The sequence below is a fragment of the Bradyrhizobium sp. AT1 genome (genome assembly GCF_001590795.1).
Classification (GTDB): domain Bacteria; phylum Pseudomonadota; class Alphaproteobacteria; order Rhizobiales; family Xanthobacteraceae; genus Bradyrhizobium.
Window position 1 is genome coordinate 7,158,219 of record NZ_JXDL01000001.1, and the last position, 13,600, is coordinate 7,171,818.

Annotated in this window: 11 protein-coding genes; 5 read left to right on the top strand and 6 right to left on the bottom strand. The window is 65.3% G+C overall.

The window, feature by feature from the left end; translation table 11 throughout:
- Positions 1–616: 616 nt before the first annotated feature.
- From SE92_RS32970 to uraD, 4 genes are all read left to right on the top strand, one after another.
- Positions 617–895, top strand: coding sequence for a hypothetical protein (locus SE92_RS32970; RefSeq protein ID WP_198172858.1), 279 nt, complete (start codon positions 617–619; stop codon positions 893–895).
- Positions 896–984: 89 nt separating this feature from the next.
- On the top strand, positions 985–1,398 hold the full coding sequence (locus SE92_RS32975; protein ID WP_063202804.1) for a DUF3830 family protein: 414 nt from the start codon (positions 985–987) through the stop codon (positions 1,396–1,398).
- Positions 1,399–2,334, top strand: coding sequence for an allantoinase PuuE (gene puuE / locus SE92_RS32980; protein ID WP_063202806.1), 936 nt, complete (start codon positions 1,399–1,401; stop codon positions 2,332–2,334).
- Positions 2,335–2,339: 5 nt separating this feature from the next.
- Complete coding sequence (gene uraD / locus SE92_RS32985) at positions 2,340–3,227, top strand: 2-oxo-4-hydroxy-4-carboxy-5-ureidoimidazoline decarboxylase (RefSeq protein ID WP_063202808.1); 888 nt, start codon at positions 2,340–2,342, stop codon at positions 3,225–3,227.
- Here uraD and SE92_RS32990 read toward each other — a convergent pair.
- Together SE92_RS32990 and SE92_RS32995 are read right to left on the bottom strand one after the other, a co-directional pair.
- A complete protein-coding gene (locus SE92_RS32990) occupies positions 3,224–5,947 on the bottom strand; it encodes a molybdopterin-dependent oxidoreductase (RefSeq protein WP_063202810.1) in 2,724 nt (907 codons plus the stop codon). The genes uraD and SE92_RS32990 overlap by 4 nt on opposite strands.
- Positions 5,944–6,771 carry an FAD binding domain-containing protein gene (locus SE92_RS32995; protein WP_063202811.1) on the bottom strand — a complete coding sequence of 276 codons (828 nt, stop codon included), beginning with the start codon at positions 6,769–6,771 and terminating at the stop codon, positions 5,944–5,946. Before SE92_RS32995 ends, SE92_RS32990 begins: the two co-directional genes overlap by 4 nt.
- Positions 6,772–6,918: 147 nt before the next feature.
- On the opposite strand from SE92_RS32995, the gene SE92_RS33000 reads away from it, so the two are divergent.
- The gene (locus tag SE92_RS33000; RefSeq protein ID WP_063203886.1) at positions 6,919–8,268 is read left to right on the top strand and encodes an 8-oxoguanine deaminase; all 1,350 of its coding nucleotides are present in this window, start codon (positions 6,919–6,921) and stop codon (positions 8,266–8,268) included.
- A 106-nt stretch (positions 8,269–8,374) separates the two neighbouring features.
- On the opposite strand, the gene SE92_RS33005 is transcribed toward SE92_RS33000, so the two are convergent.
- From SE92_RS33005 to SE92_RS33020, 4 genes are all read right to left on the bottom strand, one after another.
- Positions 8,375–9,451 carry a BMP family ABC transporter substrate-binding protein gene (locus SE92_RS33005; protein WP_063203887.1) on the bottom strand — a complete coding sequence of 359 codons (1,077 nt, stop codon included), beginning with the start codon at positions 9,449–9,451 and terminating at the stop codon, positions 8,375–8,377.
- 77 nt (positions 9,452–9,528) lie between these two features.
- Positions 9,529–10,446 carry an ABC transporter permease gene (locus SE92_RS33010; protein ID WP_063202813.1) on the bottom strand — a complete coding sequence of 306 codons (918 nt, stop codon included), beginning with the start codon at positions 10,444–10,446 and terminating at the stop codon, positions 9,529–9,531.
- On the bottom strand, positions 10,433–11,524 hold the full coding sequence (locus SE92_RS33015) for an ABC transporter permease (RefSeq protein WP_063202815.1): 1,092 nt from the start codon (positions 11,522–11,524) through the stop codon (positions 10,433–10,435). Before SE92_RS33015 ends, SE92_RS33010 begins: the two co-directional genes overlap by 14 nt.
- Positions 11,508–13,097 carry an ABC transporter ATP-binding protein gene (locus SE92_RS33020; protein ID WP_063202817.1) on the bottom strand — a complete coding sequence of 530 codons (1,590 nt, stop codon included), beginning with the start codon at positions 13,095–13,097 and terminating at the stop codon, positions 11,508–11,510. Before SE92_RS33020 ends, SE92_RS33015 begins: the two co-directional genes overlap by 17 nt.
- Positions 13,098–13,600: the final 503 nt, after the last annotated feature.

Sequence of the window (13,600 nt, forward strand, 5' to 3'; positions counted from 1 at the left end):
CCGACCATCGCGCAGGGAAGGCCGAGTGATCGGCGTCACCTGTATGCTGCTGTGCGGTTCTTCCTGCGTGTGCATTTCGCGCAGCGGACCGCGGGTGCCAGTCGGCACCCGGCCTTCCCTGTGCCCTCTTGGATTTGAGGGTGCGAAGATGAAGCAAAGCTCGGGCAAACAAGCCGCGAGAACGACAAGGCATGTCTGCAGCCATACACAAGGTGTCATCGCCCGCGAACGCGGACGATCCAGTATTCCAGAGGCGGCAGTGATAGAGCCGAGAAGCCGCAGCGTACTGGATTCCCCGCCTTCGCGGGGAATGACAGTCTGGTTGGAGAAGCAAGCTGCCACGCCTCACACCGTCATTGCAATGACGTGGAGAGAGCGCGCATCCCACCTCACTCACGTGCCCCGGACGCAACGCAGCGCTCTCCCGGCGATGCGAAGCATCGTCCGGAAGCGGTGCGCTGCGGCTTGTCCGGGACACGAGTGCGCGACGGGCAATCCGATGCGAAGTCTGCCGGCACGTGCCGATCAAATATTCGGCAGTCATGCCCGCTGGCGCCGATGGACTTGCCCGCGGCAATCCGGTTCAATGGGCCAATCGAGTTTCCAGGCGACAATGATGTCGAGATATCTGCTGGTCCTGCTGCTGATGGCCTCGCCGGCGGTCGCGCAAGTCAAGATGACGCCGAAGACCAATGCGGCGCACCCCGATCCCTGTGCCCCGATCGGCCGTACCGCGGATGGCAAGCTGGTCTACTCGATGAAATGCGAGACCCTGCCGGCACCGCCCGCACCGCCGCCGCAGGCGGAGCTGAAGGAGGCGCCGCCGCCCGCCGCCGAAGTGGAACCGGAGACGCGGCGGAGCGGCATTTTCGGCTGGTCCTACGACCGCAGGTGATGCGCCGCGCCACTTGCGCGAAACCGTCGGGAGTGCTCTTTGCTTGAGAGTGTTCCGCGGGCCACCGGCCCCGATCCAGAGAGATGAGGATGGGCAAACTCGTTATCCGCGCGGGTGATTTCACCTTCGACGCCCGCTTCGAGGAGCAACTGGCCCCCAAGACCGTCGCCGCCTTCCGCCCGGCGCTGCCGTTCGAGAGCCACATCATCCATGTGCGCTGGAGCGGCGAGGGCGTGTGGATGCCGCTCGGCGATCGCGATTTCGGCGTCGGTTACGAGAACCACACCAGCTACCCTGCGCCCGGTCAGATCATCCTTTATCCCGGCGGCATCAGCGAGACCGAGATCCTACTCGCTTACGGCAGCGTGCATTTCGCGAGCAAGATGGGCCAGCTCGCCGGCAACCATTTCATCACGCTGACCTCGGGCCTGGAGAATCTCGCGACCCTGGGTAAGAGCGTGCTGTGGAATGGCGCGCTGCCGATTCGTTTCGAGGAAGTCTGAGTGACCGACACAAGCTACCCGCGCGATCTCCGTGGTTACGGCCGCAACCCGCCGCACCCGCAATGGCCCGGCGATGCCAAGGTCGCCGTGCAGTTCGTCGTCAATTTCGAGGAAGGCGGCGAGAACAACATTTTGCACGGCGACCGCGCCTCGGAAGCCTTCCTGTCCGACGTGCTCGGGGCGCAGCCCTGGCCGGGCCAGCGCCATGCCAATATCGAATCGATGTTCGAATATGGCTCGCGCGCCGGCTTCTGGCGGCTGTGGCGGATGTTCAGCGCGCGCAACTGGCCGACCACCGTGTTCGGCGTCGCCACCGCGCTCAAGCGCAACCCCGAGATCGTCGCGGCGATGAAGGAGGCTGGCTGGGATATCGCCAGCCACAGCCTGAAATGGATCGAGCACAAGGACATGAGCGAGGCGCAGGAGCGCGCCGAGATCGCCGAGGCGATCCGCGTCCACACTGAAGCCACCGGCTCGCGTCCGCTCGGCTGGTACACCGGGCGCTCCTCGATCAACACCAACCGTCTCTTGATGGAGGAAGGCGGCTTCCTCTATCTCTGCGACTCCTATGCCGATGATCTGCCCTATTGGATCAAGGGCGCGAGCGGCAAGCAGCTCATCATTCCCTATACGCTCGATGCCAACGACATGCGCTTCATCAATCCGCAGGGCTTTGCCGAAGGCGAGCAGTTCTTCACTTACCTCAAAGACGCCTTCGACGTGCTCTATGCCGAAGGCGAGAGCGCACCGAAGATGATGTCGGTCGGCCTGCACTGCCGCCTCGCCGGCCGGCCCGGCCGCGCCGCCGGCTTGATCCGCTTCCTGGACTATATCGGCAAGCACGAGCGCGTCTGGGTGCCGACGCGATTGCAGATCGCACAGCACTGGCATGACAAGCATGCGCATCTCGCGACTGATGCGTTCGAGATCGGTTGAGAACGATGACACAAATCTCGCTCGCAGATCTCAACGCAGCAAGCCAAGCCGATTTCGTCGCGGCGCTCGCCAATGTCGTCGAATACTCGCCGTGGATCGCGGAGAAGCTTGCCGGGCAGCGGCCATTCGCCGGGATCAACCAGTTGCACGCAGCGCTGATGGCGGCGATCCAGAGCGCCGAGCCGGACGCGCAACTGGCGCTGATCCGGGCGCACCCTGATCTCGCCAACAAGACCCAGCGCGCGGCGGGGCTGACGGCAGAATCGACCGACGAGCAGAACGGGGCCGGGCTCGACCGATTGTCGGAGGCCGAATACGCGGCATTCGAACGCGTCAACACCGCCTATCGCGACAAGTTCGGCTTCCCCTATATCGTCTGCGTGCGCCGTCACACCAAGGATTCCGTGCTGCGCGATTTCGAGATCCGGTTGCGCAACATCGCCAAGACCGAGACGCGGCGCGCGATCGAGGAAATCGGCCGCATCTCCGCGCTGCGGCTCGATCAGCTCGTCACCGCCGACGACAAGTTGAAGGTGCACGGCCGGCTGTCGACGCATGTGCTCGACAATCACATCGGCAAGCCTGCGCCGGGGATTCCGGTCGAACTCGTCGAGCTCGCCGCGCTCGGCGAGAGCCGCGTGATCGCGCGCGCCATCACCAACGCGGACGGTCGCACCGACCAGCCGCTGATCGGCGGCCGCCCGCTGCCGATCGGCCGCTACGAGCTCAAATTCAGCGTTGCCAAGTACTACGCCGAACGCAACGTGCCGCTGTCCGACCCGCCCTTCCTCGACGAAATTCCGCTACGCTTCGCGATCAGCGAGCCGGAGGGCCACTACCACGTGCCGCTGTTGGTCACGCCGTGGAGCTATTCGACCTATCGCGGCAGCTAGTCGCCGAACTTATCGTGCAGCGCCGGAAACAGCCGGTCCGGCTTGAACGGCGGCGCGGTGAAGCGGATGCCGGTGGCGTTTGCAATCGCGTTGCCGAGCGCGGCAGCGACCGGATTGTACGGGCTCTCGCTCATCGACTTCGCCCCCAGCGGCCCGATCGTGTCGGACGTGTCGGCGAAGTACACCTCCGTGCGCGGCACGTCGGCGAAGGAGGGCAGGTGGTAGTCGCGGAATTTCGGGTTGGTGACGCGCCCCTCGGCATCGATCACCATCTCCTCGTAGAGCGCGGCACCGATCGCCTGCGCGACGCCGCCTTCGACTTGGCCACGGCACTGCATGGGATTGGCGACAATTCCGGCGTCCGCCGCCTGCACGCTCCTGAGAATCCTGAGCTCGCCCGTGCCCTTGTTCACGGCGATACGAAAGCCCTGGACGTTGAAGCCGACCGACCGCGGCGTGCCCGCGGAATTGCCGCTGCCCGCGAACGGCTGACCGCGTTCGCGCGCGAGCTTCGCCAGCTCCGTAAAATTCATGCGCCGGACGCCGCTGACGACGGCGTTGTCCTCGAGCACGCAAGTCCCGACGTCACACAGCCACGCAGCGGCGGCCGCCGCCTTCAGCTCGTCCGCAAGCTGCATGGAAGCCGCATGGGTCGCCTTGCCGGCGACGAAGGTGCCGGCGCTGCCATAGGCGCCGGTGTCGTGCCCGCCGTGGGCCGTGTCGGATTGGCGCAAATGGATTCTGTCGACGGTGGTCGCCAGCGTGTTCGCGGCAATCTGCCGGTGCACGGTGCTGGTGCCGTTGCCGAACTCGGCGGTGCCGACGGTGAGGTCGAAGCCGTCCTCGCTGAGCGCGATCGTGGCGTCGGCGAAATGGCCGGCCGGCGGCGCGGAGTCGATCATGGTGAGGGCGATACCGTCGCCGATCAGCCAGTCCGGCGAAAGCTCCGGCTGAGGGACGTCGGCCTGCATGGCGCGCTCGACGAGGTCGAGGCACTGGTCGAGGCCGTAGGAGCCGTAGAGCACGTCGTGAAATTCGGATGGCGGCGGCGACAGCATGGGATCGCCCTCCCTCACGATGTTGCGCCGGCGCATCTCGTAGGGGCTGATGCCGAGCTGCCTGGCCAGCTCGTCGATCGCAGCTTCGATCGCGATCAGGGTCTGGGGCAGGCCGTAGCCGCGAAACGCGCCCGCCGGGACCGTGTTGGTGTAGACGGCGTAGCCGTCGACCCGCTTGTTCGGGCAATTGTAGACGGCGATCGATTCGGACAGCGAATGAAACATCACGGGTCCGGCGTGATTGCCGTAGGCGCCGGTGTTGGAGAGCACGTCGAGCTGGAGCGCGGTGAGTTTGCCGCTGGCATCGGCGCCGGCCTTGATGTGCACCCGCATCGGATGCCGCGTCGAGGTCGCGACGAACTGCTCCTCGCGGGTGAACTCCAGCTTCACGGGACGTCCGGTCTTGAGCGCGGCAAGCGCCAGTATGTCCTCGACGAACATCTCCTGCTTGCCGCCAAAGCCGCCGCCGACGCGCTCGCAGAACACGCGGACTTTGTCGATCGGAAGCTCAAAGATATCAGACAGCGCGCGGCGGGTCAGGAACGGCACCTGCGTCGAGGTGCGCACGTTGAGCACGCCTGCCTCATCGCGCCAGGCGAGGCCGCCATGGGTCTCCAGCGCCGCATGCTGCACGCGATGGCTGTGGAAGGTGGCCTCATAGGTGACGGCGGAGGTCGCGAGCGCCGCCGCGACGTCGCCGAACTCGCCATGCGTCTCCGCCGCGAGGTTGCGCTGGGGATCGGCCATGCGGTTCGCGGTGGTGCGGTCGGGGTGAATGATCGGCGCGCCCGGCGTCATCGCCAACTCCGGATCAATCAGGGCAGGCAAAATCTCGTAGTCGACCTTGAGCCGCCGGCACGCCTCCTCGGCCGCGGCTTCGCTTTCGGCCACGACCGCGGCGATCCTCTGTCCGATGAAGCGGACGACGTCATCGAGAACGCGGGTGTCCTCGGGGTCCATCCAGTCCTTTTCGTGCCGCGCGGTCGAGATCAGGATCGAAGGTGCGTCTTCATGTGTCAGCACCGCGTGCACGCCGGGAACGTTCAGCGCGTCCGATGCGTCGATCGCCACGATCCTGGCGTGGGCATGAGGCGAGCGCGCAAGCTTGACGTGAAGCAGGCCGTCGATCGCGGCGTCGAAAGTGTAGCGTGCCTTGCCGCGCACGACGTCCGGGCCCGCCGGCGCCGGCAGGCTGCGGCCGAAGGCAGCGCCGGCCTCGACGCTCGCCTCGACATTGGTCCTGCCGAGCAATGCGTCCTCGATCGCGCCATAGCCGGTGCAGCGGCAGATATTCCCCTTCAGCGCCGACCCGAGATCGGTGCGCTGGGCCTGGTTGAGCGAAGCGCAGGTCAGGATCATGCCGGCGGTGCAGAAGCCGCACTGAAAACCCTGAGCGTCGAGGAAGGCCTGCTGCATCGGGTGCGTGCCGTGGTCGCCGCCGAGACCCTCGATCGTGGTGACGGCCCGGCCCTCGGCGCGAAATGCCGGAATCAGACAGCTGTGCACCGGTTCGCCGTCGAGCAGCACGGTGCAGGCACCGCAATCGCCGGCGTCGCAGCCCTTTTTCACGCCGAAATGGCCGAGCTCGCGCAGGAACGTGCGCAGACACTGGCCGGCGCGCGGCTGCTGCGCAAATGTGTTGCCGTTGACCTCGAAGCTCATGACGGCATTGTCTCCAGCAACTCGCGGCGAATCTCCTCGGCAAGTCGGAACGTCATGTGCTTGCGCCAGAACGGCCGGCCGTGGATGTCGGTGTGGTACAGCTCGTCCGTGACTTGCTGTGCGATCGCGTCGCGCAGCGCGTTCGCGTCCGGGGCTTTGCCGAAGGACAGCTGGATCGGCCGCACAGTCGATGCGGTGACGGTCAGGTTCAGCGTGCCGTCGACGTCAAGGCTGCCGATCAGCAGCGCCGCCGAGCGGCCGACTGGCGCCAGCGAGATCTGGCGAAACGCCGTGCGGCGTTTCAACGCGGAAATGGGAATGTCGATCTGGCGGAGCAGGTCGCCCGGCGTCAGGCGATTGCGCTGGTTACCGGTGACGAACTCGGCGACGGGGATCCGCTGCTCGCCGCCGCCGGCCTTCCAGATGGTGCAGACGCCGTCGAGCGCTGATGTGAGCGAGATCATCGGTCCCGCCGGCAGCGACATGCAGAGATTGCCGCCGATGGTCGCTGTTTTCCAGATCTTGAACGAGGCAAGGAAGGCGCGGCAGCACTGGTTGATCAGCGGCGCGGCGAGCCAGTCTGGCGGGCAGGTGAGACCATCGAGCTCTGCGATGGTGCAGGTGGCGGCGATCGAGAGATGGCTGTCGGTGATCGTCAGCGCCGGCCATTTCAAATCGGTGAGATCGATCAGCCGCGTCAGGTGCGCTTGCGGCTCGGAGAGCAGCCAGGTGCCGCCCGCGAGCCAAGCATCACCTGCGGTCCAGACCGGCAGCTGCATGCGCGTTTGCGGATGGGCGACCGCTGTGATGGTATTCAAATCCATGGCTGCGCCAACGCTTCCGTCGGTGAATCGTACAGACGAGTCTTGCAAGACCGGAGCCAAGTCGCAACAAACAAGTCGTGGCGCGAAGGTGTCCGGGCCGGCGTTTATCTGGCTGGCCTGTCAGCGGATGTGAAGGAGAAGCGGGACATGGGCGACACAAAGCCGATCTGGATCAGGGATCCCCTGGCCATCCTCGCCGATGGCGCTACGCGCGGGGTCGTGGTGAAGGATGGTCGGATCGTCGAGCTGGTGCCGGCCGGCGGCACGCCTGCGACGGCGGACGTGGCGGTGTTCGATGCGGCCGAACATGTCGTGCTGCCGGGCCTCATCAACACCCATCATCACTTCTACCAGACCCTGACGCGGGCGCTGCCGGCGGCGATGGACCGCGAGCTGTTCCCTTGGCTGCAGGCGCTCTATCCGGTCTGGGCGAAACTGACGCCTGAAGCGCTCGAGCTCGGCGTCACCGTGGCGATGTCGGAGCTGTTGCTGTCGGGCTGCACCACCACGACCGATCATCATTACGTCTTCCCGGCAGGCCTCGAGGACGCCGTCGATGTCGAGGTCGGCGTTGCAAATCGGCTGGGCGTGCGCGTGTTGCTGACGCGCGGCTCGATGAACCTGTCGCAGCGCAACGGCGGCCTGCCGCCTGACAGCGTCGTGCAGGACGAGGACACGATCCTCGCCGACAGCGCGCGCGTGGTGGCCAAGCATCACCAGCGCGGCGCGGATGCGATGGTGCAGATCGCGCTGGCGCCGTGCTCGCCGTTCTCGGTGACGACGTCGCTGATGCGCGCCACCGCCGATCTCGCCGGCAAGCTCGACGTGCGCCTGCACACCCATCTCGCCGAGACCGAGGACGAGAACAAATTCTGCGAGCAGATGTATGGCTGCCGTCCGCTCGACTATCTCGAGCAGTGCGGCTGGCTCAATGCACGGACCTGGCTCGCCCACGGCATTTTCTTCAATGCTGACGAGATGAAGCGGATCGGCAAGGCCGGGACGACCATCAGCCATTGCGCGTGCAGCAATCAGTTGCTGGCGTCCGGCTGCTGCCCGGTCTGCGAGATGGAGGAAGCCGGTGTCGGCATCGGGCTCGGTGTCGACGGCTCGGCCTCGAACGACGGTTCGAACCTGATGCAGGAGGTCCGCGCCGCCTTCCTGCTGCAACGGGCGCGCTACGGGGTAACCAAGGTTAGCCACAAGGATGCGCTGCGCTGGGCCACCAAGGGGTCGGCGGCCTGCGTCGGCCGTCCGGAACTCGGCGAGATCGCGGTCGGCAAGGCTGCGGACCTCGCGCTGTTCAAGCTCGACGAATTGCGCTTCTCCGGCCACGGCGATCCCCTGGCCGCACTGGTGCTGTGCGGGGCGCATCGGGCCGACCGGGTCATGGTGGCCGGACGATGGGCCGTGATCGACGGTGCGATCCCGGGCCAGGACGTCGCCGACCTTATCCGCCGCCATAGCTCGGCGGCGCGGGCCATGCAGGCCGGATAGGGAGAGAATTGAAAGAGGGGGCGACCACAAGTGCCGGGTGCTTCTGGCCACCCCCTCCGAACCTCCTCCGGGAGGAGCAGGTGATTTGGGTAAAGCAAGAAGCGTGCTACTTGCCCGGAAGCTTGTCGTCGATGCCCTTGACGTAGAAATTCATGCCGAGGATTTGCCCGTCGTCGAGGTGATCGCCGCCCTTGCATTCCACCGGCTTGCCGTCCTGCCCAACGATCGGGCACTTGAACGGATGCAGCTTGCCCGCGGTGATCGCCGCCTGGGCATCCTCCGCCATTTTCTTCACCTCGTCGGGCATGTTGGTATAGGGCGCCATCGCGAACATGTGGCTGTCGAGGCCGCCCCAGCTGTCCTCGGACTTCCAGGTTCCCGCGAGCTCGGCCTTGACGCGCTCGATGTAGTAGGGGCCCCAGGTGTCGAGGATCGAGGTGAGCTGGGTCTTGGGTCCGAACTTGATCATCTCGGAATCCTGGCCGAAAGCCAGCTTGCCGCGTTCGCTGGCGATCTGCATCGCGGCAGGCGAATCCGTGTGCTGCATGATGACGTCGGCGCCCTGGTCGATCAGCGCCTTGGCGGCGTCGGCTTCCTTGCCGGGATCGAACCAGGTGTTGGCCCAGATGATCTTGACCTTGATATTCGGGTTGATGGTCTGCGCCGCCAGCATCGTCGCATTGATGCCGGAGACGACCTCCGGAATCGGAAACGAGCCGATATAGCCGAGCACGCCTGACTTCGACATCTTGGCCGCGATCAAGCCTTGAATGTAGCGGCCCTGATACCATCTGGCCGAATAGGTCGACATGTTCGGGTTGCGCTTGTAGCCGGTGGCGTGCTCGAAATGTACGTTCGGATATTTCTTGGCGACCTTCAGCGTCGGGTCCATGTAGCCGAACGACGTCGTGAAGATCAGCTTGTTGCCCGCGCGGACCAGCTGCTCTATGGAACGCTCGGCGTCGGGGCCTTCGGGCACGTTCTCGAGATAAGTGGTCTCGATCTTGTCGCCCAATTCCTTCACCAGCGCCTGGCGCGCCAGATCGTGTTGATAGGTCCACCCCAAGTCGCCGATCGGACCCAGATAGATGAAGCCGACCTTGAGCTTGTCGGCGGCGGAGGCCGCATCGACGCTTCCGGCAAGCAAGAGTCCGGCGGCCAGCGCAAGAAACGATTTCCTCATCATCGATCTCCAAACATCAGGGGAAAGCCACGATCCGCAACGCGTGCGCCCCATCGCGCGCGTCGCGAGAATGAAGTTCAGCGGTCGGGAACGAACACGGTGCCGAGCGCGGCCGGTGCGGTCGAGCCGCCGCTGCGCGCGCGGGAAAGCAGAACCAGAACGATGATGGTCGCGAGATAAGGCAGCGCCGACATGAATTGCGAGGGAATGCCGACGCCCCAGCCTTGCGCGTGCAGCTGCAGGATCGTCACTGCGCCGAACAGATAGGCGCCGACCACGAGCCGGCCCGGTCGCCAGGACGAGAACACCACCAGTGCCAGCGCGATCCAGCCGCGGCCCGCGGTCATGCCGGGGATGAAGAACGGCGTATAGGCGAGCGGCAAATAGGCCCCGGCAAGTCCGGCGCAGGCGCCGCCGAACATTACGGCGAAGGTGCGGATGCGCAGCACGGGATAGCCGAGCGCGTGCGCGGAAACATGGTTGTCGCCGCAGGCGCGCAGGATCAGTCCCGCCCGCGTGCGGTACAGGAACCACCAGACGCCGAGGACGAGGGCAATGGAGACATAGACGAAGCCGTCCTCGCCGAACAGCACGCGGCCGACCAGCGGAATGTCGGTGAGGCCCGGAATGAAGAGATGAACCGCAGGCGTGATGCGTTCGCCGACGAACCCCGCTCCGATCAGGCCGGACAGTCCGACGCCGAGAATGGTCAGCGCGAGACCGGTCGCGACCTGGTTGACCGCGAGTCCGAGCGCCATCAATGCAAAGATCAACGACATCATCGTGCCTGCGACGATGCCGAACAGCGCGCCGATGAAAATCGAGCCGGTGAGCCAGGCGCCGGCAAAGCCGCAGGCCGCGCCGACGATCATCATGCCCTCGACGCCGAGGTTGAGTACGCCGGAGCGTTCGGTGACGAGCTCGCCGGTCGCGGCGATCAGCAGCGGCGTCGAGGCGGCGAGCACCGAAAGGATGATGGCCTCAACCAGCTCCACGGGTCACCTGTCGGTTCGGGAAGACCAGCTTGAAGCGGTAGAGGATCAGGGAATCGCAGGCGAGCACGTAGAACAGCAAAATGCCCTGAAACACCTTGGTGACGTCCAACGGGATCTTCATCGCGATCTGGGCCTGCTCGCCGCCGATAAAGGTCAGTGCGAGAAAAAGGCCTGCAATTAATATTCCAAGCGGGTTCAGCCGGCCAAGGAAGGCAACGATGATCGCCGTAAAACCGTAGCCAGGTGAGATGCCGGGCTGGAGGTGTCCGACCGGACCCGCGACCTCGATGACGCCGGCAAGGCCCGCGAGCGCCCCCGAGACCGCGAAGGTCAGGATGACCAGCTGGTTGGCGTTGAAGCCGCCGAACCGGGCCGCACGGGGCGCGGCGCCGACGACGCGGATCTCGAACCCCTTGATGGTGCGAGCGAGCAGGATGGCGGCCGCGGCGACGACGAGCAGCGCGATGATGGAGCCGAGATGCAGCCGGCCGCCTTCGATCAGCAGCGGCACTGTCGCCACCGGGTCGAACTCCGCCGTGGTCGGGAAGTTGAAGCCGTGCGGATCGCGCCATGGCCCGCGCACGAGATAATCGAGGAAGAGGTCGGCGACATAGACCAGCATCAGGCTGGTCAGGATCTCGCTGGCGCCGAACTTCACCTTGCAGATCGCGGGGATCAAGGCATAGAGCGCGCCTGCTGCTGCGGCGAGCACGAGCATGGCAGGCAGCACCCAGGCGCCGGCGTCGGTGCCTTGCGTCCTCACCGCGATCCAGCTTCCGGCCACCGCGCCGATCAGGAATTGACCTTCGGCGCCGATATTCCAGGCGTTGGCGAGGTAGCACAGCGACAGTCCGATCGCGATCATCACCAACGGCGTCGCCTTCACCGCGATCTCCTGCAGTGAATAGCCGTCGGTCAAGGGCGCGATGAAATAGGCGTGCAGCGCGAGCAGCGGATTCTTGCCGAGGATCGCGAACAGGATGACCATGGTCAGAATCGTGAGGCCGATCGCGATCAGCGGGGAGACCAGCGCGATCGTGCCAGAGCGCTCGGCGCGCTTCTCAAGCACCAACTGCATGCGCGGCCTCCTTCGGCTCCAGGCTGCTGCCGCCCATCAGCAGGCCGAGCCTTTCGCGGGTCGCCTCGCTGGTGGCGAGCGGCGCCGATAGTTTGCCGTGGAACATCACCGCGATGCGGTCGGCGATCTCGGTGAGTTCGTCCAGATCCTGGCTGGTCACGAGCACGGCGGCGCCCGCGGCTGCGAGATCGAGCAGCGCCTGGCGAATGACGGCGGCGGCACCGGCGTCGACGCCCCAGGTCGGCTGGTTCACCACCAGCACCGCGGGATTGCGCAGGATTTCGCGTCCGACGATGAATTTTTGCAAATTGCCGCCGGACAGCGATGCAGCCTCCGGATCGCGCTTGGCCTTGCGCACGTCGAACGTCTCAGTCGCCCGGTCGACGGTATCAAGCGTGGCGGCGGCATTGATGAAGCCGCGATGGACCATGCCGCTCGCGGCGTGTCCGGTGAGCAGCGCGTTCTCCGACAGCTTCATGCGCGGCGCGGTGCCATGGCCGAGCCGCTCCTCCGGCACGAAGGCGGCACCCAGCTTGCGCCGTTGCGTGATCGAGAGATGGCCGGCGGCGATGCCTTCGATCACCACCGTGCCCGGGTCCTTCGACAACCGCTCACCGGATAGCGCAGCGAACAATTCGTCCTGGCCGTTGCCGGCAACTCCGGCGATGCCCAGGATCTCGCCGCCCTTCAGCTCGAACGAGATGTGCTCTAGCCGTACGCCGTGTGCTTCGCCCGGCGCGAGTGAGAGATCGTTGACGACGAGCCGCGGCACGGTGGTCTTCCGGCCGGATGCCGCCTTCACCTCCTTGATCTCGCCGCCGACCATCATGCGCGCGAGCGAGGCGGCGGTCTCGAGCCCGGGATTGCAGGTCGCGACCTTCCTGCCGCCGCGCAGGATCGTGGCGGTATCGCAAAGCCGCTTCACCTCTTCGAGCTTGTGGCTGATGTAGAGGACGGCGCGGCCTTCCGCCTTGAGGCGCTCCAGCACGACGAAGAGTTGATCGGCCTCCTGCGGCGTCAACACCGCGGTCGGCTCGTCGAGGATCAGGAATTTCGGCTCCTGCATCAGTGCGCGGACGATCTCGATGCGCTGGCGCTCGCCGACCGATAGTTGCCAGACCTCGCGCCGGGGGTCGAGAGGAAGGCCGTAAGTCTTCGATACCCGCTCCAATCGCGCCGACATGTCCTTGAAGGACTCCTTGCCGTCGAGGCCGAGCGCGACGTTCTCGGCGACGGTGAGGTTGTCGAACAGCGAGAAATGCTGGAACACCATGCCGATGCCGCGGCGGCGCGCGTCCGAGGGACCGGACAGAGTGATTCGTTCGCCCCGCCAGCGAATCTCGCCAGCGCTGGGTTGGATCAGGCCGTAGATCGCCTTCACCAGCGTCGACTTGCCGGCGCCGTTCTCGCCGAGCAATGCGTGGATTTCGCCGGACCGGATATCGATGTCGATGGAATCGTTGGCGAGGAAATCGCCATAGCGTTTGGTGAGTCCGATCGTCCGCAGCAGCGGGGACTCGCCGGAATTCAGGCTGTCAATTGTCGAATCCAACATTCGCTGACGCGCTTGCATGGTGAAGTGCCCCAATAGTGAGCCAGTTTGAACCGCGGCGTAAGGTGTGAAAATGCGTCATCCCTTGCTCAACGCGTTGGCAGGCACCGGGTGGTGGGTGCAGCGCGCGGCTTCCGTGGACGCCTGTTGCAGATTTGTGACGGTCCAAGCCAAATCGGAACCCGCTAAGCAGACTTGACGTCGCAGTGAGCAGAATAGCGCCACCGCGCCCATGCACTGCGGCTCGCCCCACCACCGGCTGCCGACCCATCGCTCTCGCAAGCTCCGTTCGGCAAAAAAGAAAAGGGAAATCAAGCAGAAATGTCCGGCAATGGACGGCCTCGCCCGGCCCTATGTCCCGCGGTGGTGGCGCGCAAGAACCTTCCGGATTCCGCGATGAAGCGTCGCCTCGTGCCGAAACAAGCGGCATGGCCTGAAAAAAGTTGAGGCTTCTCACTCCCGGTGATCGGCGCAACTGTCGCACCCAAGGGCGTTCATTGACGTGTGCAAACTCGGGGGTATTC

Bases quoted from the DNA above. Each gene is read 5' to 3' on its own strand.
- SE92_RS32975 (WP_063202804.1), top strand. From the start codon at position 985: ATGGGCAAACTCGTTATCCGCGCGGGTGATTTCACCTTCGACGCCCGC.
- SE92_RS33005 (WP_063203887.1), bottom strand. From the start codon at position 9,451: ATGAGGAAATCGTTTCTTGCGCTGGCCGCCGGACTCTTGCTTGCCGGA.
- SE92_RS33020 (WP_063202817.1), bottom strand. From the start codon at position 13,097: ATGCAAGCGCGTCAGCGAATGTTGGATTCGACAATTGACAGCCTGAAT.
- SE92_RS33015 (WP_063202815.1), bottom strand. From the start codon at position 11,524: ATGCAGTTGGTGCTTGAGAAGCGCGCCGAGCGCTCTGGCACGATCGCG.
- SE92_RS32970 (WP_198172858.1), top strand. From the start codon at position 617: ATGTCGAGATATCTGCTGGTCCTGCTGCTGATGGCCTCGCCGGCGGTC.
- SE92_RS32990 (WP_063202810.1), bottom strand. From the start codon at position 5,947: ATGAGCTTCGAGGTCAACGGCAACACATTTGCGCAGCAGCCGCGCGCC.
- uraD (WP_063202808.1), top strand. From the start codon at position 2,340: ATGACACAAATCTCGCTCGCAGATCTCAACGCAGCAAGCCAAGCCGAT.
- SE92_RS33000 (WP_063203886.1), top strand. From the start codon at position 6,919: ATGGGCGACACAAAGCCGATCTGGATCAGGGATCCCCTGGCCATCCTC.
- SE92_RS32995 (WP_063202811.1), bottom strand. From the start codon at position 6,771: ATGGATTTGAATACCATCACAGCGGTCGCCCATCCGCAAACGCGCATG.